Below are 21,605 nucleotides of genomic sequence, written 5' to 3' on the forward strand. Positions count from 1 at the left end.
GATCAGCTCTCGCTGGCAACAACCGGGTCTTGAGCCGCCTCGGCAGCCAGCTTCAATCGGTCAGCCTTGCTGATGTACTTATCCTTGCTTTTCGGTGCCAGTTTGGCACTCGCCTTTTTGGCGTTAGCCTTTAACAACTGATTTATTTTCTTGCGACGATTCATGTTGTTCTGCTCAACGGGTAGTTCTTGAATGATATCAGCTTAAACATTCAGGCCGGGCTGCCATATCCCCCATAACTGGGGTCCTTCACCCACCCTTCCGGGTAATTACCACCAAATGGGAGGAATATCCCCCGGTTCTGCTGCCGGCTACCCAGTCAACAACTTGTTCATTTACCTGAATTTTTTCTTTTGCCAGGATGATGGCTCATTAGTTGCACTCCCCCACTTGTGCCCACAACAGCGGTCGTCCCGGACATGGAGACGACGGGACATCAGGCGAGGGGTCATAAAATGAAAAGCGCGACACCACAATGCAATTCCTTCGACCGGCTGCGCAGATCAAGCCTGCCTTGTGCGATGCTCCTTTCCCTGGCCACGGCAGACGCTGCGCCACTGGACGATGTCAGCCCGCCACCGCCGACCGACCCCTCAGCCTATACCAACCCGCCGGCTGACCCCCAGGCCGCGCTGGATGCCATTCTGACCATGCCCCCCACCAACGAGGGCGCCATCGCCCTGCCCAACGGTGTGTATGGCGACCGGTACACGCCACGGGCCGAGAACGTGCTGCCGCCAGCACTGCAGACATCGTTCAAGATCCCCACCAACGGCAAGCCCAGTCCGCTGTTCGGGGCGCAGCCGTACACTCAGCAACTGCTGTTGTTCGAAGAATTCGGCACGGAAAAACTCGACCCGACACTGCCAGCACCGCCCCTGACGTTCCCGCCTCCGACCGTCGGCCCGGCCCCCGTGCAGGACCCGAACAGCATCGCCCGCAGCGGCCCTTCGGCCGTGGCGCTCGAAGCCTTCATGCGCCAGCCCGGGCTGTACCCGTTTCCGTCACAGTATTCCAACGTGCTGGACCGTAACCCGTGGCAAGCGCAGGTAGAAGCCTTCCTCAACCGCCATCCGGTCGGCTCGCCGGCCGAGGGGCGTCCGCCAGGAAAAGGCTGGTCGCACCAGCGCTGGAACGAGTTCTACCCACAGGTCGCCTTCAAGACCGCCCAAGCGGGCGCCAAGCTCAACGGCGGCATGCGCGACCGCCGCCAGTTGCACAACTATGCCGTTGGTGAGTTCGGGCCGGGCGGCCTCTACAACCAGACCTCGGACACCCCGGTCATCGCGGGCACCACCAAAGGCATCGACACGCGTTTCCACCCCAACATGCCGATTCAGAACCACAAGGCACTCTGGACCTTCGACGGCACCTTTCCGCCAAAACTGTTGATGGTGCGCTACGGCCAACCGGTGCTGATGCGGCACTACAACGCCCTGCCGATCGATCCGGCGGCGAACATGGGGTTTGGCTTGCACACCCTCAGCACCCACGAACACAACGGCCACTCCCCGGCCGAAAGCGACGGCTATGCCAATGCGTTTTTCTTTCCGGGGCAGTACTACGACTATCGTTGGCCGATCCAGTTGGCCGGCTATGACAGCATCAATACCAATGCGCAGGATCCGCGCGCGGCGTTCCCCTGCGCTCCGGGTGAAACCCTGTTCGTCAACGACGCCACTCCGGGCCTCAAGACCTGCAACAACGGCAGCATCAAGATTCGTGGCGACTGGCGCGAGACCATGAGCACCCACTGGTTCCACGACCACATGCTCGATTTCACCGCGCAGAATGTCTACAAGGGCAACGCGACGATGATGAACTACTACAGCGCCATGGATCGCGGTAACGAAGCCATGGAAGACGGCGTCAACCTGCGCCTGCCCAGCGGTTCGGCCTTGCCCTGGGGTAACCGTGACTACGACGTCAACCTGATGGTGGCCGACAAGGCCTGGGATGCCAACGGCCAGTTGTGGTTCAACCCGTTCAACACCGATGGCTTCCTCGGCGATCAGATCCTGGTCAACTGGCAGTACCAGCCGCGCTTGAACGTGCGTGCGCGCAGCTATCGCTTCCGCATCCTCAACGGCTCGGTGTCGCGTTTCTTCAGGATCGCGCTGGTGCGTGAAGTCGTCGGCACCGGTGGCGAATTCCCCGGTCCGGCAGGTTCCGGCCTGTCCTATACCCGGGTGCCGTTCCACATGATCGCCAACGACGGCAACCTCATGGAACACGCCGTGCCGTTCGACGGCAGCATGGACCTGGACGCCGACGGCGATGTACAGGACCACAACGCGATACTGCCCACCCAGGGCATTGCCGAGCGTTTCGACATCATCGTCAACTTCTCGAAATACGGGATCAAGACTGGCGACAAGCTGTACTTCGTCAACCTGATGGAACACCAGAACGGCAAGGGTCCGGAGAATATTGCGCTGAGCCTGGCCGATGTCCTGTCCGGCAAGTACAAGGCCGTGCTCAAACTGGGCAGCAAGGGGCTGGAATGGGACCTGGGTGACCCGGCGGTGGGCAAGTTCATGCAGATGGTGGTGCAGCCTTATGCCGGCCAGGACGTAAGCATGAACCCCGCCGACTACGAACCTGCCAAACCGGGTAAACCGGTCGGCAAGGTCATGATCCCGCTGACGGTCAACCGCGACGATCCAACGATGCAGGCCAAGCTCAAGACCGTGCGGCATCGCGAATTCATCTTCGGTCGCTCCGACGGCACCGATGGAGAACCCTGGACCATCAAGACCGACGGTGGTTTCGGCAACCGCGCCGACCTGCGCCGGATCAGCGCCGCACCACAACTGGCCACCGGCCCGACCCCGGCCGGGTTCTCCGGCGACGGCACCCTGGAAGTGTGGAAAATCAAGAACGGCGGCAACGGCTGGAGCCACCCTGTACACGTGCATTTCGAAGAAGGCGTCGTCCTCAGCCGCGACGGCAAGGCACCGCCGGAATGGGAAAAATGGGCACGCAAAGACGTCTATCTGATCGGCCAGGGCATCGACAGTACGGTGGACGTGGACATCGCGATCCGCTTCCGTGAGTTCGCCGGGACCTACATGGAGCACTGCCACAACACCCAGCACGAGGACACCTCCATGCTGATGCGCTGGGATAGCGAGAATCCGGGCCAGTTCCAGTTGATGCCAACGCCCCTGCCAGGCTGGGACGGCGTGACCTACGTCAACTCCGCCGCGCTGCCAACCTTCCGCACTGGCGATACCCGTACCAACGACGATAACCAGAAACCGATCGCCAATCCCGACAGCGCCATCAGCAACACCGGCCAACCGGTGACCATCAACGTGCTGGCCAACGACAGCGACCCTGACGGTAACGTGCCACTTAAAGTGGTGGGTCTGGCACAACCGGACTCCGGCATGGGCTCGGTCAGCACCGATGGCCTGCGCGTGATCTACACGCCACCGGCCACGGTCCCCGCGCCATTCACCGCGACCTTTACCTATCAGGCCGCCGATGCCAAGGGTGCGGAATCGGCACTGGCGACGGTAACCGTGGCAGTCTCGGCAGGGGTCGTCGAGAACCTGATCGTCACCGGCGCTACCGTCACCGCCCGCAGTAACAGCCGCTGGTATTGGGTACTGTCCGGCACCACCTCGCGTGGCACGGGCAATACCATCACCGCGACGGCCACGACCACGACCGGCACGGTGAACCTTGGCGCCGCCACCCTGACCACGACGCCTACAGGCGCGCGCTGGAATATAGCGGTGACAACCGTCGGCAGCGGCCCAGCGGCTGCCCCGACGGCGACCATCAAGTCGGCCTTTGGCAAAACCGTGACGGTGCCGGTAGTGAAGAACTGAGTTTCAACCTGGCTTTAGCGACGAGGGCCTCAATGGATCTGAGGCCCGAATCGGTCAGTTCGGTTGGTCCGGTTCAACTGTGCGGCGCGATGATCCTGAGCCATGGCCAGCGAGCCTGATAACTTCTGGCCTTCTGAGCAAACAAGTCCGGCCTGGGATTTCCTGGATTGATTCGAAGCAGCCCGTGCTCTGTGTCGGCCAGGCCGTTGGGGGCATAGACCTCGCCGGTGGCGACATCCCAACCTATGCAGGTACCGGCAACCAGGTAGCGATCGACCCCGTCCCTGGCCGACTGGAGCCTGGGATAATCCCCGCCGAACCGCTGGCTGTACCACAGGTGAACGCGGGCCTGATTCTTGACCTCAACGTTCACGTCGAGGTCGTTGAACAGCTGCCGGGCTGACTGGATGACCTCATTCTCTGCCTCCCAGGACAGATCATCATCGAAGTAAAAGACGTCGTAATCCTTCACGCCCCATTCTGGCGGTCGCTGCGACTGATGATTCCAGACGACCTGGAACAGGCAACCGGCCGTGAGCATGCATTGGTTCAAACCGAGCTCGGGCAAGCGTGTGTAAATTTGTGCGTTGACCGGATTGGTCATTGCGATCCTGACCAGGCTTTCGGCAGTCAATGTCATCTTCATCCCTTCCCTGTCGATCTGATCCTGGCGACCGACAATACCCCCGCTGCTTTACAAATTCACGAAAAACACTGCCCGTTCCCTTATCCGGCCAATCAGGTGCCATTCAGCGTTATCTCGTCGGTACTGACTACGTGGATGACACTTTTGAAGTGAGCCGCCGCCGTGCCTGCCCCGATAATCGATAGCTTACTGACGAACTGTCGAGGTCAAGCATGACTAGCGCAAATATGGAACAAGTCAGCCCGGGAACACTGAGAAGAGTGATTGTCGCCGCCGGCATCGGCAATTTCGTCGAGTGGTTCGACTTCGCCGTCTATGGCTTTCTGGCCACGACCATCGCCCAGCAATTTTTCCCCAGTGGCGATGCCAGCGCCGCGCTGCTCAAGACCTTTGCGGTGTTCGCCGTAGCCTTCGCGTTTCGGCCTCTTGGCGGGATTTTCTTCGGCATGCTGGGCGACCGGATCGGCCGCAAGCGAACCCTGGCGATGACCATTCTGCTGATGGCAGGTGCGACAACCCTGATCGGTCTGCTGCCCACTTATGCGGCGATCGGGGTCATGGCGCCGATTCTGCTGTCGCTGATCCGTTGCGCCCAGGGCTTTTCCGCCGGGGGCGAATACGCAGGTGCCTGTGCCTACCTGATGGAGCATGCACCCCATGACAAACGAGCCTGGTACGGCAGCTTCATCCCGGTGTCGACATTTTCCGCCTTCGCCGCGGCAGCCGTGGTGGCTTACGCGCTCGAGGCATCATTGTCGGCCGAAGCCATGGGCAGCTGGGGTTGGCGCCTGCCCTTCCTGATTGCTGCGCCGCTGGGCCTGGTGGGGCTTTACCTGCGCTGGAAGCTCGACGAGACGCCGGCATTCCAGGCGGTGACCCAGGAGCATGCGGTCGCCCACTCGCCGCTCAAGGACACCTTGCGCAACCATGGGGCGGCGATCTGTTGCCTGGGTGCCTTCGTGTCACTGACCGCCCTGTCGTTTTATATGTTCACCACCTATTTCGCGACGTACCTGCAAGTCGCCGGTGGCCTGAGTCGCGCCACCGCGTTGCTGGTGTCACTGATTGCATTGCTGTTCGCCGCGGCGATCTGCCCGCTGGCCGGGCTGTATTCGGATCGGGTCGGGCGTCGCATGACGGTGATGACGGCCTGCGCGCTGTTGATCGTTGTCGTGTATCCATCGTTCCTGATGGCCAGCTCCGGCTCGTTCGCAGCGTCCGTCGTCGGCGTCATGCTCCTGGCGATTGGCGCGGTGTTGTGTGGCGTGGTGACGGCGGCCCTGCTCTCGGAAACCTTCCCGACCCGCACTCGATACACCGCCTCGGCGATCACCTACAACATGGCGTACACCCTGTTCGGCGGCACCGCGCCGCTGGTGGCGACGTGGCTGATCAGCACCACCGGCAGCAACCTGTCGCCGGCGTTCTACCTGATTGCAATCGCATTGCTCGCGCTGGCCGGGGGACTGGCATTGCCGGAGACCTCGAGGATCTCCCTGCATGACGTGGCGGCGCAGGAGAAAGCCGAAGGCGTAGGTGCCTCCGCCTGAGACACGAAACGAGCCGGCAGGCGTCATCAGCGAGGTTTTCCCCGGAGGCCTTTGACTGGCCAGCAAAACCCTGCACAATTGCCGGCTGTTTTTGGGGCTTTCACTGGTTTGGAGGCCGCCGGCTTGCCAGCGATGGGCGTTAACGATAACGCGGGTGAACTGGATAAACGCGGTCCCCTGTAGGAACTGGCCTGCCAGCGATGGTCGCTAACGATGACGCGGGTGAACCGGATGAACGCGGCGCACTTGAGTCCATCGCCAGCAGGCTGGCTCCTGCAGTTCCCCGAGAATGCGTAAAGAATCTTTTTTTCGACAGGACGTCACTCGTGCAACGGATGGTTATTCTGGGCAATGCCGGCAGCGGCAAATCCACCCTCGCCCGCACCCTCGGCAAGCATCTGGGGCTGCCCGTGGTGCACCTCGATACCTTGTTCTGGGAGCCCGGCTGGATCGAACCCGACGCTGAGCAGTTCCGCGCGCGGGTCAGCGCAGCGATTGCAGCGGATACCTGGATTTGTGAAGGCAACTATGCCCGGCGCACCTTCGACCTGCGCCTACCTCGGGCCGACCTGATCATCTGGCTCGATACGCCGCGACTCACCTGCTTCGCCCGGGTGATCCTGCGCAGCCTCATGAACCGTCCTCGCCCTGACCTTGCAGCCGGCTGCGCAGAGAAGCTCGACCGGGCGTTCCTGACGTTCCTTGGGTTCGTGTGGAATTTTGATCGAGGTTACCGCCCGGGTATCGAAGCGGTGCGCCTGGCCATGGGCCCGCGTATTCCCGTGGTGCATTTGCGCAATAGCCAGCAGATTGCGGCCTTTCTCCATGGCTTGCCCGCCATGCCTCAAACCTGCCTTGAATAGAGGGGCGGCGACATCCGTCATCCGAGGTGATGCCTCGCGCCCCGAAACCGATTCGATTCGACGTCACCCATGATTCCACAGCGACATCGTGAGTTGTCATGAAATGAAAAGAAATTGTCGTCGAATGAATGGCCGTCAGCCGCCCCGCTCCATAAATTCCTCTCCGGGCCCGCACGCGTTGAATCCCTTGATCTGACGGCGGGCTCCGTCTGGTTTACAGGCTCAACATCATAATAATAATCCGAGGGGCCGCATCGTATGCGCGTGAATTTGCCCGTAACCGAGCATGAAAGAGTATTTCCCGCCGAACAACGATTGATCTCCACGACCGATCTCGATAGCCGGATCACCTACTGCAACGAGGCCTTTGTTGCCATCAGCGGTTTCACCTACGACGAATTGGTGGGCCAGCCCCATAACCTGGTTCGACACCCCGACATGCCTCCCGGGGTATTCATTCACATGTGGCACACCATCAAGCAAGGCAAACCCTGGATGGGCATTGTGAAAAACCGCGCGAAAAATGGTGATTTCTATTGGGTCAGTGCCTACGTCACGCCCATCCATGAAAACGGACGCCTGAGTGGCTACGAGTCGGTTCGTTCGCTGCCCAGCCGCGACCAGGTTCGTCGGGCTGCAGCACTCTATGCACGGATGCGGGCCGGCAAGCCCATCGTTTCGCTGAGCACGCGGATTTCCCGGCCGCTGCAACACGGCTGGCCGTTGCTGATCGCCGGCGCAGTTTCATTGCTCGCCGAGCAGTGGCTGCCCAATGCAGCGGCACAGGGGCTGATGGTGGCGAGCCTGTGTATGGCCTGGTACCTGATCGAGTCCCGGCATCGCAGAGCCATCGAGCGCACCCTGGCCGAGCATCCGAAAGCCTTTTCCGATCCGTTGGTCGCGCTCACCTACAGCGACAACCATGGTCCCCAGGGTCGCCTGGACATGGCCATGGTCAGTGAGGAAGCGCGTTTGCAGACCGCCCTGAGCCGACTCGTCGATGCCGGGGTCAATGTCAAGGCCAAGGCTGCGCAGTCATCCGAACTCTCCGGTTCGCAGGCACAGTCACTTGATCGTCAGCGCAGTGAAACCGATCAGTCAGCCGCCGCCATCTCACAGATGGCCGCCACCATCCAGGAAGTCACCCAGAACGTCATCAGCACTGCGCATGCCGCATCGGAGGCTGACCAGTTGACGCGTGACGGCAGTGAATTGGCCCGGCAAAGCCTGAGCGCCATGGAAACCATGCATGAAGCAGTCAACGAGATCGGCAAGGCGGTCAACGCATTGGCCAGTGAAACGCAATCGATCGGCAGTGTCGTGGATGTCATCACCTCCATTGCCGAACAGACCAACCTGCTGGCACTCAATGCGGCCATCGAGGCGGCCCGGGCCGGTGAGCAAGGTCGCGGTTTTGCCGTGGTTGCCGACGAAGTGCGCTCCCTTGCACAACGCACTCGCACCTCTACCGAACAGATCCACGGCATCATTGCTTCTCTGTACAACGGTGCCGATCGCGCAGTGTCAACGGCCAGCCGTGGCGAGCAGATCTCCCGCGAAAGCATGCAGCGTGTCGAGGCAGTGCAGTCGGCGCTGGTCGGCATCAGTCAGGCCGTCACCCGGATTACCGGAATGAGCCAGCAGATGGCCTCGGCGTCTGAAGAACAAAGTCACGTGGCTGAAGACATCAATCAGCAGATCACGCGTATTGCCCAGCTCTGTGACCACAGCGCCGGGCAGGCCAAACAAGGCGCCGCGATCAGCCAGGATCTTGAGGTCATGGCCGACTACCTGCACAGCCTGGCCGAGCGTTTTAACCGTTAGTAGCGACAGGGCGAATCCTGCTTCGCCAGGGTCCTCGCCCATTGATGCTGCTCCGAACCAATGGCATCACCTGTGGCGAGGGAGCAAGCTCCCTCGCCACAGCTACGGCAATGCATACACCCTGAACAATCTCTTCACGGTAAGGTTGCTTCCGCCCAGATACTGGTCGTAGGCCTTTTCCACAAAGCCCGAGTAATAGGCTTCACTCAGGGCCGTATCGACCAGCAGGCGGAAGTCTTCGTCGTTGCGATCGACCATCATCGCCACCGGCGAGTACTCGAAGATGCGGTCCAGGATCATCAGGTTCTGCGCCGCACCTCCCTTGGCGACTTCATTTCGCAGCAGCATGCGTTCGGAGAAGAAGGCATCGGCCTTGCCCTCGGCGACCAGCTTGACGCCCTCGTCGTTGTTGGCCACGGTCACCAGCGAGGCGATCACGTTGAGCAGGCGCATCCGCTCGCGAATCCAGTCTTCGGTCACCCCGCCCTCGAGGGTCGCGTAAGTCTGGTTGGCCAGGCCGTTGTTGATGCTGGCACGCCAGGTCGGGCCGGCAGTGGCGACCTTGCCATTGAGCACATTGAGCAAGGGTTCAGGCGCATCTTTGCGCACCACGACCGAGAGGCCGGCGGTGTAGACCGGGATGGAGTAGCTGATCATCTTGCGCCGCTCCAGGGTAGGCGCTGTCGGCGTGCAGAGGATATCCACCTTGCCCTGGCTGACGGCACTGACCTGGTCCGAAACCGTGACCGGCAGGTAGTGCACTTGCAGGTCGGACAGGCCCAGTTCGCTCTTGAGCTTGTCGGCGACTTTCAGGCACAGGTCGATGGCATAACCGCTGGCCTTGTCGCCGTCCTGCTTGCTGAAAGGCGCCAGGTCCGGCAAGTAACCCAGGTTCAAGGTGTGGCTGCTGCGCACGCGTTCAAGGGTGTTGGCGCCGGCCACCAGCGGCAGCGTCAAGAGTGCGAAGGCAAGCAGCAGTCTGGTGGTTGTGGCAAATGGTACGTTCATGTCCGGTTTCCCCGTATGCAGATGTCTGTGCAGTCCTGATGGCTACGCCTGAGGGTTTGCGGCCCTGGCCTGATTGGTCACTGGCACTTCGGTGAAGCGCTTGGCGAGGAATCCGTAGAGCAGGTAGCCGACAGCGAGTACCAGGGTGCCGCCCATCACTGCGTCCTTGCCGCAGGCATAGAGGGCGTACAGGGAGTACGTGACGGCAATCAGCAAGACCACCACGTTACGCGTGCGAATCGCTGACGAGACTCCGGCCTTGTGCATGATCACCAGCAGGCCGGTCAGCGCAGTGATATAGGGGATCAGGTTGGTGACCGCCGCCAGGCTGACCAGCTTGCTGAACTGCGCGGCGGCGTCGGGCGAGATGGTCGACAGGGCCATGAGGGTTTGCAGCACGCCGCAGACGATCATGCCGACGACGGGCGCATTCATCGAGTTGACCTTGCTGAACAACTTGAGGAACAGGTTCTGGTCAGCCGTCATCTTCGCCGTTTGCGCCAGGGTGAATTGCCAACCCAGCAGCGAGCCGACGCAGGCCATGACCGCCAGGGCCATGACGATGTTGCCCACCATCGGGCTGAATATCGTGGCGTAGACCAACGCAAAGGGCGCCGAGGACTTGGCCAGTTCGGCGTTGGGAATGATGCCCTGGATGACGGTGGTCGACAGCACATAGACCACGGCGGCACCGAGGGTGCCGAACAGGCAGGCCAGTGGCACATTGCGCTTGGGGTTTTCCACGGCATCGGTGGCCTGGGCCGCCGACTCCATGCCCAGGAAGGCCCACAGGGTCAGGGGAATGGCTTTGCTAATGGCTTCGGAAATCGGCAGGCTGTTGGGGTTCCAGGCGGCGGCCAGCACATCGGGCTTGAACCAGAACCAGCCGATGATGCTCAGGCCGGCTACCGGAATGATCACGCCCCACACCGTGAAAGCGCCTATCTTGCCAGTGATGCCAGGACCACCGAAGTTGGCGAAAGTGGTCAGCCAGATCAGCGAGATCGTGCCGATGCACAGTGGAATGGCCCCCGTGCCCAACCAGGGCACGAAGGCGGTCATGTAGCCCACCGCCGAAATGGCCACAGCCACGTTGGCGATGGCCAGGGACAGGAAGTACAGATAGGAGCAGAGGAAAAAGCCCGACTTCGCATGGGCTTCTTCGGTGTAGGCGGACAAGCCGCCGGAACGCGAACAGAAGACTCCGCACTGGGCAAAGCAGTAAGCGATGGCCATCGAGCCGATCGCCGTGAAGATCCATGACAGCAGCGAGACGGCACCCAGTTGAGCCATGTTGGTGGGCAACATGATGATGCCCGAGCCCATCATGTTGACCGTTACCAGCGTCGTGAGCCCCATCAGGCCCATTTTCTTGCTTGAATCAGCCATCGCAAACTCCTTGCCTTGTTCAGAGTTTTGAACCTGGGCCTGGCGACGTGCAGCACGCGGCCGGACTGGGGCTAATGCTTGATCAGGCCTTGAGCCTGTAGACGCACCGCATTGCTGGCAGCGATTTTCAAAGCGTTCATAACCGGAATTTCTCGGTCTGTCCGACGTTGAAGTTCCCGGGACGAGTATCTGGGGAGGCATCATGTCCCGGGGCCACGAGCGATTGCCCTATTGGGTATAGTTCAAATTTACAAACTGTTACTTCCTGCTGATTTTTTACTGGACCGCCTGGGCATGCTCATGACGATCAGGCGCCCTCCTTTTTCGGGAATGCAGCACCCCGCAGGTGGCATTCAACCTGTGGGGTGCTGCTCATCCAGCCGTCAGGTGCGCCCTGCGGATCCTGTAACGGGCAGGTTCCCGAGCAATTTGAGCCCGGTGTTCTTCACGAAAGTGTCGTAGTCCATCGGCTTCTGGATACGGGTTTCAGCGTTGGGCAGTACGTAGGCCCAGGCCCGTTGGGACGAGGCGTCGTACACCAGCTTGAACAGGCGCGTCGGCACCCAGACCTGGTTGTCGCCGACGGTCGAGTGGCCTGGATCGAAGAGCGGGCCGGTAAAGACGAACACGTTGCCATCGGCTCGCGTGGCAAACTTCCTGACATCCGACTCGACCTTGCTCCAGATCTTGCGGTTGTTGGTCGGGTCTTGCGGCACCATGTTCGACAGCGCAAAGGATTGGGCCATTGCCTTGGGGTTCGGTGCATCGGCTGCCGGGGATTGATGACCACGGTCCACGGCCGGATGCTGGCTGCGGTAGTCGCTCAACTCTGCACGCCCACCCTTGGGAATGCGTGGGTCCGGGTAGAACTGGTTGGTGCGCTCCTCCCCTTTGGCGTCCCGCAACTGGGCCGCATTCAGGCGTTCAACCACCACCAGCGGGGTCTTGCTGGTTTGCGAGTACAGCACCGCGAAATTGTCGGAACACAATGCCAGGGGTTTCATGGAGGCAGGCACAGTGGCGGTGTTGATCGGTTTCGCTGCCGGGAACAGCTCTGCACAGCCTTCGAACGAGGCCTGTTTCTGTTTGCTTGAGTAAAGGTCCAGGGCCGCGCTCTGGCTGATTGAGCCTGAGCGGGACGCTTGTTCGTGTTGCGCGGCGGGTGGCTTGAGGAGGTCCAGCAGACTGCGGGCTTGCGCCCCGGGCGAGAGCAAAACAAGGGCCGACAGCCCAACTGCAATTTTGCGTAGGTACATGGGTCAGATCTTCGAAAGGAATTAAGGGGTAAACGTACGGCGAGTCCCGATTCACGGAACCGGGTGGAGGGGGTTGCTGATTATGTGGCGGCGAGCATGCTTTCACTGTCCTTGATCAATTACCGATGCGGGGCCGGTCGGTTCGACCGCTGAGGGTCGTGCGGGGGTTATGGACCATGACCAGACCGGTTAGTGCAATGCCGCACTCGCCGGCCCTGTTATTGTGACGCTGGGGTGGATGACTTATCCAGCCCCCCTCGCTACCCTTTCGCACCCGGGTGCTTGACCGCGATCAGGCCAGACCACATTCCATCCAGACGAACGAATAATGAAATCCTCCGCAGGTTTGCTGTTGTCGGGTATCGAGCTGGACCGTGCCAGTTCCACCCCCTTGTACCGCCAACTCTACTTGCAGATTCGCAAACAGATTCTCAGTGGAAGGCTTCAGGGCGGCGTGCGCCTGCCGTCCACGCGGACCCTGAGCAAGGAGCTCGAACTGTCGCGAATCAGCATTCTCAATGCGTTCGATCAACTGATTGCCGAAGGTTTCCTGACGTCGCGGACCGGGGCCGGGACTTACGTCGGCCATGAATGGGAAGGCCGCGGCATTGATGACGAGCAGCCGCGCCAGCCGCCTCGCTTGTCTGACCTGAGCCAGTCGATGCTGTCGTTGCGCAGCGATCATTTCCGTGGCGTTTCCTATGCCGGCTGGGCTACGGACAGCCCGACGTCATTCCTGCCCAGTCACAGTGCTTACGATGCGTTCCCGCAATCGGTCTGGAAGCGCCTGTTGAACCGCCACCTGCACAAGCCGACCAAGGCCATGCTCGGCTATGGCGAACTGCAGGGGTTGCTGGCCCTGCGCGAGGCGATTGCCGAGTACGTCTTCGATGCCCGCGGCATTGATTGCAGTGCCGAGCAGGTGGTCATCGTGTCCGGCGCCCAGCAAGCCTTCAACCTGCTGGGCATGCTGTTGCTCAATCCACAGGACAGCTTCTGGATGGAAGATCCGGGGCATATCGCGGCGCGCATTGCGCTCCAGGCCCAGGGTGGCCAGGTCGTGCCGTTGCGTATCGACGAACAGGGGATCGATGTCCGGCAAGGCCTGGCGTTGTGTCCTGACGCCCGCCTGGTGTTTACCACGCCTTCTCGCCAGCATCCCCTGGGCGTCACCATGAGTTATGGGCGACGCCAGGAGCTCATCGACTGGGCCGCCCAGAATCAAAGCTGGATCATCGAGGACGATTGCGACAGTGAGTTTCGCTACAACGGCCGTCCCCTGCCGGCACTCTATGCCATGGACCAGTGGGCCCGGGTCATCTACGCCGGGACCTTCAGCAAGGTGCTCTTCCCCTCGCTGCGACTGGGGTACGTGATACTGCCCGACGCCCTGGTCGATCCTTTCTGCACCCTGCGGGCGGTGATGGATCGCAGCCCGCCCACGCTGCTTCAAGCCGTCACGGCGGACTTCATGCGCGAAGGCCACTTCCTCGGCCATATTCGGCGGATGCGCGCCCTGTACCAGGCTCGCCAGCAGGCACTGGTCGAACAGTTGCAGAAACAACTGGGGACTTTCTTCAGGGTCACTCCGGTGGAAGCCGGCATGCACATGATCGCCTGGTTACCCGCGCATCTGGATGACGATGCCCTGGCCAGGGCGCTCGACCAGCATGGCATTCACACCTATCCCCTGAGCGACTACTGCGTCGAACATGTCCTGCCGCCGGCGCTGCTGATCGGCTTTGCCAGCACCCCCGAGGACCAGGCCCAGGCGCGGGTCGAAGCGCTGGCCCAGGCCCTGGACACAATGGGCTACCTGCAGCCGGCCACCTGACGCCGGGCAAGTGGTCTTATGATTTAACTGATAATGGATCTATCGAGAGTTCCTGACTGGCGCGATAAAGGCTGCGCCGGTAGTCCCGGTGTCTGAACCAGGAACGACTCGAATGAACAATAAGATCCAGGAACGATTCAACGCATTGCTCAGCCATAAGGCTGTCGAGGCCGAGGCTCCCCCCCTACTGACCGAGGCACTGGCCCGCCAGTTGCTCGACCGACTTGGGCAACTGCGCCTGTTTGCCCATGCCTACCCCTTGCTGACCAACCTGACCCACGGCCGTGTCACCCCTGCCGACCTGCTGGACTTCGCCTATCGCCACGAACTCCAGGGCCTGAGCCTGCACCTGCTCGACGGTGAGGAAAACAGCCTGAGTCAAATGACCGCCGCGCAGCTCCAGGCGTTCGCGGCCAAGGCCAATGCCCTCGGGCTGGACGTGCATCTGGAAATCAGCAGCACCCTGAAAAAAGATGTCGATCAAGCGATCGCCATCGCCAAGGCGCTGGGCACCCGCAACATCCGTGTCTACTCACGCTACGAAGGGGCGCTGTCCCGGGTCATGGACGTGATCGAGTCCGACCTGCACTACCTCGCGCAACAGGCAGACGCGCACGACCTGTTCTTCGACTTCGAGCAGCACGAGGAACTCAAGAGCGGCGAGATCGCGCAACTGCTGAGCCGGCTGAACCACCCGCGCCTGCACGCCCTGTTCGACTTCGGCAACATGATCAATGCCTGCGAGCAGCCCCTTGCGGCACTGCGCGCCCTGGCCCCGCACATACGCCAGACCCACCTCAAGGGTGTGCGCATCGTGCCCGAGCAAAACGGCTTCGGGCATTACGGCGTGCTGCAAGGCAGTGACGAAGACGACCTGCCCAACGCACGCATGCTGTTCGAGCTGCTGATGCTCGGCGAATCGACCCCGCAAGTGATCGCCTTCATTCTCGAGCAGGAAAACCACTACGTGGCTCCGGCATTCCGCCAGCTCGACGAAACCGCCGACCCGTTCATTGCGTACCGGGAAATGAGTGAGACAGCGCTGCCGCAGGGCTTCTCGCTGGAGCGAATGCTGGCCGATGAACACCGCTGGGCAAACAACCAGGTCGCCTATGTACGAGGTCTGCTGGCCGAGTTCCGAACCCTGGCCGAGTTGACCCTGGCGCATTGCGCTGACGCCTGAACCTGAGGTGCCGAGCGGCACTACCTACCCCCAATACGCCTGGAGAACAATAATGACATCCCATGACAAGGCCAAATGGCTCAGATTCCTGATTCTCATCCTCGGTGGCGGCACCGTCTACAAGCTGGCGAGCCTCAAGGACGCCTTCTACATCCCCATGCAAGAATTCATGGGGCTGTCCCACACTGAAATCGGCGTGCTGCTGAGCGCCAACGCCATCGTCGCCACGGCGCTGTTCGTGGTGGGCGGCATGCTCGCCGACCGGTACGACACACGCAAGCTGATCCCCCTCGGCCTGATCGGTACCGGGGGGCTGGGGCTTTACCTGGCGACCTTTCCGCCGTTCAGCAATCTGCTGGTTGTGTTCTGCCTGCTGGCCGTGTGTGCCGACTGCCTCTTCTGGCCATCGCTGCTCAAGGCCATCCGCAACCTGGGTGACGATAAGGAACAGGGGCGCCTGTTCGGCCTGCTCGAAGGCGGGCGTGGCGTCATTGATACCCTGGTCGCGTTTTCTGCGCTGGGCGTCTTCGTCGCCATGGGTTCCGGTGAAAACGGCTTGAAGTCGGCGATTCTGTTCTACTCGGTCATCGACATTCTTGCCGGTACCCTGACCTGGCTGTTGCTCAAGAGCGGCAAGACCCAGTCGACCGTCAAGTCGAAGAGCGGACTGTCGAACCTGCTCGAGGCCATCAAGGTGCCGGGCATCTGGCTGGTCAGCCTCAACGTGTTCATGGTCTACATCGTCTACTGCGGCCTGACCTATTTCATTCCCTACCTCAAGGACATGTACGAACTGCCCGTGGCCCTGGTGGGGGCTTACGGGATCATCAACCAGTACTTTCTCAAGATCCTCGGCGGCCCCGCTGGCGGCTTCATTGCCGACAAGCAGTTCAAGAGTTCCAGCCGTTATCTGAAGTGGGCATTCCTGGCGTTGTTGCCGCTGATGGGCGTCATCATGCTCATCCCGAAAAGCCCGGGTTACATCTACGCAGGCATGGCGGCCACCCTCTCCTTCGCGTTGATTGTATTTTCCATGCGCGGTGTGTTCTGGGCACCGATGGGTGAAGTCGGCATTCCCCAGCACATCACGGGCTCGGCCTTTGGCATTGGTTGCCTGATCGGCTATGCGCCGGGCATGTTTGCCTACGTCATCTATGGCGCGATACTCGACCACTTCCCGGGTCAACAAGGCTACAACTACGTCTTCTCGTTGATGAGCCTGCTGGCCATTGTCGGGTTCATGGTATCGAGCCTGCTGTATCAAACGGTGCGCAAGAACGCCACGGTCACTGGCGAGCTCAGCGCCGCGCAAGCCTGAACATAGGCCGGGGTTACCCAGTTCATAGGCGTTATCGTGCCCACGCTGAAACTGTAGGAGCCAGCCTGCTGGCGATGGACTCCAGTGCGCCGCGTTCATCCAGTTAACCCGCGTTATCGTTAACGACCATCGCTGGCAGGCCAGCTCCTACAAGGGACCACGCCCACGCTGAAACTGTAGAAGCCAGCTTTATACGTGTTGCAACGCAACGCCGTGCGGCCTGGCTGATCATCCGTGAAACTGTCGGATCGTCATGCAGTGATCTACTGTCAGTCATGGGCTTGGCGTCAATCTCCAGATGGGCGTTGAACTGCCGGGTTTGCAACCGACCTGTCTCGATGATCAGGGAACCGGACCTATGGCAAAAAATGCAAAAGCGGAATCCGAAAACCAGACGTTCGCCGCGCAGCAAGCCGAGGCGCAGGACGAAGCAGCGCCTGATGGCGATGTAAGTCGCAATGGCCTCTGGCGTACATGGATCAGGGGCCGGGCGCGCAAGCTGAGTCACTCGACCCAGTTTGTCATTGCCGCTGCGGTGATCCTGGGGCTGACCATGTTTTTCGTCGGCAATCTGGTGAGCGTGCGCATCGAAAGTGCCGCGGTACATAGCGCAGCAGAAGCAGGCGCTCAGTACATGGATACGTTTCTGGAGCCCTTTGTGCAGGAGTTGAGCCAGGACAACACATTATCGGCTGCAAGTATCCAGTCCCTGGACCGCCTCACGGAAAGTCGTTCGCTGAAACAGCACATTGTCTCGATCAAGATCTGGCGAGCGGATGGCACGGTGGTCTACAGCACGAACAGAGACATCACCAACGTTCAATTCCCGCTGGATGAGATCACCGAGGCACTCAAGGGCAAAGTGGTCACCGATCTTCAGGAACTGACCCAGGATGAGAACGCGTTCGAGCGCGAGCTCAACGTCCCGCTCTATGAAATCTACGCGCCCCTGCGGGATTCGCGCTCCGGGAAAATCATCGCGGTCGGCGAATTCTATGAAAAGGCCGACAGCCTCAGGCGCGAGATCAATCGGGTCCGGGAAGAGGTGTGGGGGGTCGTCGGCGCCGCGACACTGGCCATGCTGACCCTGCTTTTCTTCATCGTGCGACGCGGCGACAAGATTATCCAGCAACAGCAGGTGGCACTGCACTTGCGGCTGGTCGAACAAACCCGTTTGCACATCAGCAATGCTGAACTCCAGCACAAGATGGCAACGGCTACCCAGGAGTTTTCCCGAGTCAACGAGCTCACCTTGAGGCGCATTGGCGCAGACCTGCACGATGGGCCCGCGCAGCTATTGACCTTGATTCTGATCCGGCTCGACGACCTGGCCGAAAACTGCACGGAGGTCGATCAGGAATCGCTGGAAACCATCCGTGCCGCCGCCACCGACGCATTGCGTGAGGTCCGCGATTTATCACGCGGCCTGGCACTTCCGGAAATCAACGACGTGAGCCTGGTGGAAGAGTTGCAACTGGTGGCGCAACGGCACGAGCAACGCACTGGCACCAAGGTCACATTGACCCTGGGGCAGCTACCGAAGGCCGCGCCATTGCCGCTCAAACTCTGTTTGTACCGGTTTGTGCAAGAAACCCTCAACAACGCTTACCGGCACGCCAACGGCGAGGGCCAGGTCATCCTCGCGAAGTACATCGATGGGGTATTGAACATCAGCGTCAGGGACAGTGGTCCAGGCATGGCGGCGGACGCGATGCAGCTCGAGAAATCCGGCAGGACCCGATTGGGCCTCGCCGGTTTGCGTTATCGCGTCGAATCCCTGGGCGGGTTGTTCAGCATCGACTCCTGCGACGCGGGTACGTCGGTCAATGCCCAGTTCAAACTCTAGTCAGGCGCCGCTTCGGCATCCATTGGCGCTTTCGCCGCGCCGATGTGAAGGTGACTGATAGCTTCGCGCTCCCGGTAGTGGCGCAGAGCCGTGACCGCTTCGACTCGATTTCGCGCGTTCAGCTTCTGCATCACACAGCCCATGTGGTGCTTGACGGTTTTTTCGCTGATCAACAGCCTGTCCGCCACTTCCCTGTTGGTCAGCCCCTTGGACACTTCACGAATGACCTCCTCCTCGCGGTGGGTCAGATCGAACTTGCGGGTTTCCGCTTCGTGCTTGTTGATGTTGCTCAGCAGTTTGTTGGCAAACTCGGGGGTGATATACGACTCACCCTTGGCAACCGTCCTGATCGCCAGGACCAGTTCCGGCCCGCTGACACCTTTCAACACATACCCGCGCGCGCCGGCCTCCAGTGCCAGGAAGGCATCATCCTCGGACTCCGAAACCGTCAGCATCAGCACCCTCACATCCGACAGCTGTGTGGAAATGAACCGCACTGCGGCGAACACGTCGCCCGGCATATTGACGTCCATCAACATCACGTCCGGACGCTCCTTCTGCGCAATATCCATGGCATCCTGCGCATTGGAACCTTGCTCCACGACCTGAAGATCCGCCCGTTTTCTCAACGTATTGGCCACGCCTTCACGCAACATCGGGTGATCGTCGGCAATGCCGATGCGAATGAATGGACTCATGAGACGCTCCCGCAAGAATAAGCATTCGGATACACATTGATTAATAGCAGGGAACCCGTGAAGCCGCCGGTCATCAATCGTATGTACCGGGCTCCAGTCGTCCGGATATCCGACTTAGGTCGGGTGCAATCAGAACCTGAACAAGTAAAAAGTCTTACAAAGCACTTTATATTTCTATTTCAACACTTTGTTTTTAATGGATTTGAGCATAAAAAAACAGAAACCTTCATAAAAACCCGGATCCGTCTTCCATCCGACCAGCAGTCGCCCTGCAACGCTTGGGTACAGGCGACCACGGCACCCGGCAAACCGGGCCCGACGTCAAACGCAACAAATTTCCAACGTGGCACGTAACCCGCCACCGATGCGATTCTCCAGTTTGATCTGTCCACCCAGGCGAACCGCAATGGCCTTGACGATGGTCAGCCCCAACCCTGCCCCCTGATCATTTGCGCGACTGTAGAAACGCTCGAAAAGCCGATCGCGGTCCTGCTCATCGATACCCGGCCCCTCATCTTCGACAGACAGTTCGTAGCCCTTGCTCTTTTCGACCAGTTTTACCGTGATCACTCCGTGCTGGGGGGAGAAGTTCGCTGCGTTGGTGACCAGGTTGTTCAAGGCAATGTCGATGGCCGCAGGGTCGACCCTCACAAGGCCGATGTTGTCGCTGACATCGAAAACCAGTTCAAGGTCCTTGCTCAACAACCAGGGCGTCAATTGGACAAGGCTGTCGCGAACCGTGGCTGCCAGATCGACGGGCACAGGCGGTTGCGCGCCTGCTTTAGGCTCGATACGGGCCATCGTGAGCAATTGATTAACCAGTCGGCTGGTACGGTCCACTCCGGCAATCAAGTGCTCAAGCGACGCACGACGCTCCCCTTCGCTCCCCGCTTCCATCAGGTTCTGCGCATGCACCCTGAGCACGGCCAGGGGGGTGCGCATTTCGTGGGCGGCATCGGCGATAAAACGTCGCTCACGTCCCATGACTTCCTGAATCTGCGCAAGCATACGGTTAAGGGCCGCCTGCATCGGCTCAAGCTCCGTAGGCAGCGGAGTCAATTGCAGGGGTTCGAGTGAACCGGGATGCCTCGCCCGCAGTGTTGCAGCCATGTTGACCAGCGGTTTCAATCCCCAACCGATGGCCAGCCAGAGCATGGCGGCCAGTATCAAGCTCCCCAGAATGTTAGGCCACAAGGTGTGGCGTACGATGCGGTCCACCAGGTCCATTCGCACATCGTCCCGTTCGCCCACCCAGATCCGCAGTTTGTTCTGCTTGTCTTCAAGCAGGAAGGCCCGCCAATGCCGGTTGTTCAGGTCGATGACATCACTGAAGCCTGGTGTGACCGGGGGTTGGCTGAAGGAAGGAGAACTGGCGGTATGTACCAGCACTTCATTCCTGGCATTCCAGACCTGAAACGCAATCTTCGTTTCGTACGGATGCCCATCGTCCCTGGGCGTCGCCTCGTTCAGGGCCTGGTTGAAAGCCTTGTACAGATCTGCGTGATCCTTGCTCACCATGGGCATACGCATGACGCCTTGCAGCAGGCGAGCATTCTGGGCCAGTTGGGCATCATAGACTTCGGCAATTTCATGGTTGCTGTCGTGCAGGTTCAGCACGCTGATCACTGTCAGACCTGCGAGCATCAGGCCAATGATCAGGGTCAGGGTGCGACGCCGGATCGAGGTCATCGACGCTCCTCCACCAGATAACCGATACCGCGGACGGTGCGAATCAGGTCGGTGGAGAGTTTCTTGCGCAGGTGATGGATGTGCACTTCCAGCGTGTTGCTTTCGGCCTCCTCGCTCCAGCCGTACAGCAACTGCATCAGATGATCGCGAGTCATTACCCGCCCCGGTGGCGAGAGCAGTTCGTGGAGCAACTGGTATTCCTTGGGTGTCAGGGCCACCGGTTCGCCTTTGTAGCTGACTTGCTGGGTGCCGGGGTTCAGGCTGATACCCGCGTGCTCGATCAGCGATTGCCCGCGCCCGGCGCTGCGCCGAAGCAACGCACGCAGGCGCGCCTTCAATTCTGCCAGGTCGAAAGGCTTGATCAGATAGTCATCGGCGCCGGCATCCAGGCCGGCGATGCGGTCTTCGGTGGCATCGCGCGCCGTCAGGATCAACACCGGCAGGTTGGAGCCGCTGTCACGCAAGCGCCTGAGCACTTCGAGACCGTCCATGCGTGGCAGGCCAAGGTCGAGCACCGCCAGATCGAAGATTTCACTGAGCAGCGAGTGCAAGGCACTGTTGCCGTCCTGCAACCAGTCGACGGTATAACCTTCACGGCGCAGGGCCTGATGAATGCCCTCGCCGAGCGCCATGTCATCCTCTACAAGTAATAAACGCACAGG

At 60.5% G+C, this 21,605-nt stretch carries 15 protein-coding genes and 2 pseudogenes; 9 read left to right on the forward strand and 8 right to left on the reverse strand.

The annotated features are described in order from the left end of the window. Positions 1 to 2: 2 nt before the first annotated feature. Entirely contained in the window at positions 3 to 164 is a 162-nt protein-coding gene (locus KW846_RS21130; protein WP_007974875.1) for a DUF2986 domain-containing protein, read from the reverse strand. Positions 165 to 521: 357 nt separating this feature from the next. On the opposite strand from KW846_RS21130, the gene KW846_RS21135 reads away from it, so the two are divergent. Then, the gene (locus tag KW846_RS21135; protein WP_256356815.1) at positions 522 to 3,839 is read left to right on the forward strand and encodes an Ig-like domain-containing protein; all 3,318 of its coding nucleotides are present in this window, start codon (positions 522 to 524) and stop codon (positions 3,837 to 3,839) included. A gap of 73 nt (positions 3,840 to 3,912) precedes the next feature. On the opposite strand, the gene KW846_RS21140 is transcribed toward KW846_RS21135, so the two are convergent. After that, positions 3,913 to 4,479 (reverse strand): nucleotidyltransferase family protein, encoded by a 567-nt coding sequence (locus KW846_RS21140; RefSeq protein WP_256356825.1) that lies wholly within the window; start codon positions 4,477 to 4,479, stop codon positions 3,913 to 3,915. A 218-nt stretch (positions 4,480 to 4,697) separates the two neighbouring features. Between KW846_RS21140 and KW846_RS21145 the strand changes: the two genes are divergently transcribed. The 4 genes and pseudogenes from KW846_RS21145 to KW846_RS30540 all read left to right on the forward strand — a co-directional run. After that, positions 4,698 to 6,035 (forward strand): MFS transporter, encoded by a 1,338-nt coding sequence (locus KW846_RS21145; protein ID WP_218484919.1) that lies wholly within the window; start codon positions 4,698 to 4,700, stop codon positions 6,033 to 6,035. 326 nt (positions 6,036 to 6,361) lie between these two features. Continuing rightward, on the forward strand, positions 6,362 to 6,898 hold the full coding sequence (locus KW846_RS21150) for an AAA family ATPase (protein ID WP_218484921.1): 537 nt from the start codon (positions 6,362 to 6,364) through the stop codon (positions 6,896 to 6,898). Between the two features lie 258 nt (positions 6,899 to 7,156). Then, positions 7,157 to 7,435: pseudogene (locus KW846_RS30535) on the forward strand (PAS domain-containing protein); the annotation flags it as partial. Positions 7,436 to 7,747: 312 nt separating this feature from the next. Next, positions 7,748 to 8,722: pseudogene (locus tag KW846_RS30540) on the forward strand (methyl-accepting chemotaxis protein); the annotation flags it as partial. A gap of 102 nt (positions 8,723 to 8,824) precedes the next feature. Here KW846_RS30540 and KW846_RS21160 read toward each other — a convergent pair. From KW846_RS21160 to KW846_RS21170, 3 genes are all read right to left on the reverse strand, one after another. Beyond that, positions 8,825 to 9,730, reverse strand: coding sequence for an amino acid ABC transporter substrate-binding protein (locus tag KW846_RS21160; RefSeq protein WP_218484925.1), 906 nt, complete (start codon positions 9,728 to 9,730; stop codon positions 8,825 to 8,827). 42 nt (positions 9,731 to 9,772) lie between these two features. Further along, positions 9,773 to 11,119 carry a putrescine-ornithine antiporter gene (potE, locus tag KW846_RS21165; RefSeq protein ID WP_218484928.1) on the reverse strand — a complete coding sequence of 449 codons (1,347 nt, stop codon included), beginning with the start codon at positions 11,117 to 11,119 and terminating at the stop codon, positions 9,773 to 9,775. 383 nt (positions 11,120 to 11,502) lie between these two features. Continuing rightward, complete coding sequence (locus tag KW846_RS21170) at positions 11,503 to 12,375, reverse strand: DNA/RNA non-specific endonuclease (protein ID WP_218484930.1); 873 nt, start codon at positions 12,373 to 12,375, stop codon at positions 11,503 to 11,505. A gap of 328 nt (positions 12,376 to 12,703) precedes the next feature. Here KW846_RS21170 and KW846_RS21175 point away from each other — a divergent pair, with 328 nt between their 5' ends. The 4 genes from KW846_RS21175 (at position 12,704) to KW846_RS21190 (ending at position 18,556) form a co-directional block, all read left to right on the forward strand. After that, positions 12,704 to 14,209, forward strand: coding sequence for a PLP-dependent aminotransferase family protein (locus KW846_RS21175; protein ID WP_218484932.1), 1,506 nt, complete (start codon positions 12,704 to 12,706; stop codon positions 14,207 to 14,209). A 112-nt stretch (positions 14,210 to 14,321) separates the two neighbouring features. Continuing rightward, on the forward strand, positions 14,322 to 15,392 hold the full coding sequence (locus KW846_RS21180) for a sugar phosphate isomerase/epimerase (RefSeq protein ID WP_218484934.1): 1,071 nt from the start codon (positions 14,322 to 14,324) through the stop codon (positions 15,390 to 15,392). Between the two features lie 52 nt (positions 15,393 to 15,444). Then, complete coding sequence (locus KW846_RS21185; RefSeq protein ID WP_218484935.1) at positions 15,445 to 16,710, forward strand: nitrate/nitrite transporter; 1,266 nt, start codon at positions 15,445 to 15,447, stop codon at positions 16,708 to 16,710. A gap of 358 nt (positions 16,711 to 17,068) precedes the next feature. After that, the gene (locus KW846_RS21190; RefSeq protein WP_218484937.1) at positions 17,069 to 18,556 is read left to right on the forward strand and encodes a sensor histidine kinase; all 1,488 of its coding nucleotides are present in this window, start codon (positions 17,069 to 17,071) and stop codon (positions 18,554 to 18,556) included. Here KW846_RS21190 and KW846_RS21195 read toward each other — a convergent pair. From KW846_RS21195 to KW846_RS21205, 3 genes are all read right to left on the reverse strand, one after another. Further along, a complete protein-coding gene (locus KW846_RS21195; RefSeq protein WP_116579426.1) occupies positions 18,553 to 19,254 on the reverse strand; it encodes a response regulator transcription factor in 702 nt (233 codons plus the stop codon). The genes KW846_RS21190 and KW846_RS21195 overlap by 4 nt on opposite strands. Positions 19,255 to 19,575: 321 nt before the next feature. Then, on the reverse strand, positions 19,576 to 20,943 hold the full coding sequence (locus KW846_RS21200) for a HAMP domain-containing sensor histidine kinase (protein WP_218484940.1): 1,368 nt from the start codon (positions 20,941 to 20,943) through the stop codon (positions 19,576 to 19,578). Further along, positions 20,940 to 21,602: a response regulator gene (locus KW846_RS21205; protein ID WP_033048300.1), complete on the reverse strand. Its 663-nt coding sequence runs from the start codon at positions 21,600 to 21,602 to the stop codon at positions 20,940 to 20,942. Before KW846_RS21205 ends, KW846_RS21200 begins: the two co-directional genes overlap by 4 nt. Positions 21,603 to 21,605: the final 3 nt, after the last annotated feature.

Origin of the sequence: Pseudomonas sp. PDM32 (assembly GCF_019219225.1) — a bacterium.
Lineage (GTDB): Bacteria > Pseudomonadota > Gammaproteobacteria > Pseudomonadales > Pseudomonadaceae > Aquipseudomonas > Aquipseudomonas laurylsulfatiphila.

What these genes read in the sequence shown, in the direction of transcription:
- KW846_RS21180 (WP_218484934.1), top strand. Translation starts at nt 14,322, where the DNA reads ATGAACAATAAGATCCAGGAACGATTCAACGCATTGCTCAGCCATAAG.
- KW846_RS21170 (WP_218484930.1), bottom strand. Translation starts at nt 12,375, where the DNA reads ATGTACCTACGCAAAATTGCAGTTGGGCTGTCGGCCCTTGTTTTGCTC.
- KW846_RS21140 (WP_256356825.1), bottom strand. Translation starts at nt 4,479, where the DNA reads ATGACATTGACTGCCGAAAGCCTGGTCAGGATCGCAATGACCAATCCG.
- KW846_RS21200 (WP_218484940.1), bottom strand. Translation starts at nt 20,943, where the DNA reads ATGACCTCGATCCGGCGTCGCACCCTGACCCTGATCATTGGCCTGATG.
- KW846_RS21175 (WP_218484932.1), top strand. Translation starts at nt 12,704, where the DNA reads ATGAAATCCTCCGCAGGTTTGCTGTTGTCGGGTATCGAGCTGGACCGT.
- KW846_RS21130 (WP_007974875.1), bottom strand. Translation starts at nt 164, where the DNA reads ATGAATCGTCGCAAGAAAATAAATCAGTTGTTAAAGGCTAACGCCAAA.
- KW846_RS21145 (WP_218484919.1), top strand. Translation starts at nt 4,698, where the DNA reads ATGACTAGCGCAAATATGGAACAAGTCAGCCCGGGAACACTGAGAAGA.
- KW846_RS21160 (WP_218484925.1), bottom strand. Translation starts at nt 9,730, where the DNA reads ATGAACGTACCATTTGCCACAACCACCAGACTGCTGCTTGCCTTCGCA.
- KW846_RS21195 (WP_116579426.1), bottom strand. Translation starts at nt 19,254, where the DNA reads ATGAGTCCATTCATTCGCATCGGCATTGCCGACGATCACCCGATGTTG.
- KW846_RS21185 (WP_218484935.1), top strand. Translation starts at nt 15,445, where the DNA reads ATGACATCCCATGACAAGGCCAAATGGCTCAGATTCCTGATTCTCATC.
- KW846_RS21135 (WP_256356815.1), top strand. Translation starts at nt 522, where the DNA reads ATGCTCCTTTCCCTGGCCACGGCAGACGCTGCGCCACTGGACGATGTC.
- KW846_RS21190 (WP_218484937.1), top strand. Translation starts at nt 17,069, where the DNA reads ATGGCAAAAAATGCAAAAGCGGAATCCGAAAACCAGACGTTCGCCGCG.
- potE (WP_218484928.1), bottom strand. Translation starts at nt 11,119, where the DNA reads ATGGCTGATTCAAGCAAGAAAATGGGCCTGATGGGGCTCACGACGCTG.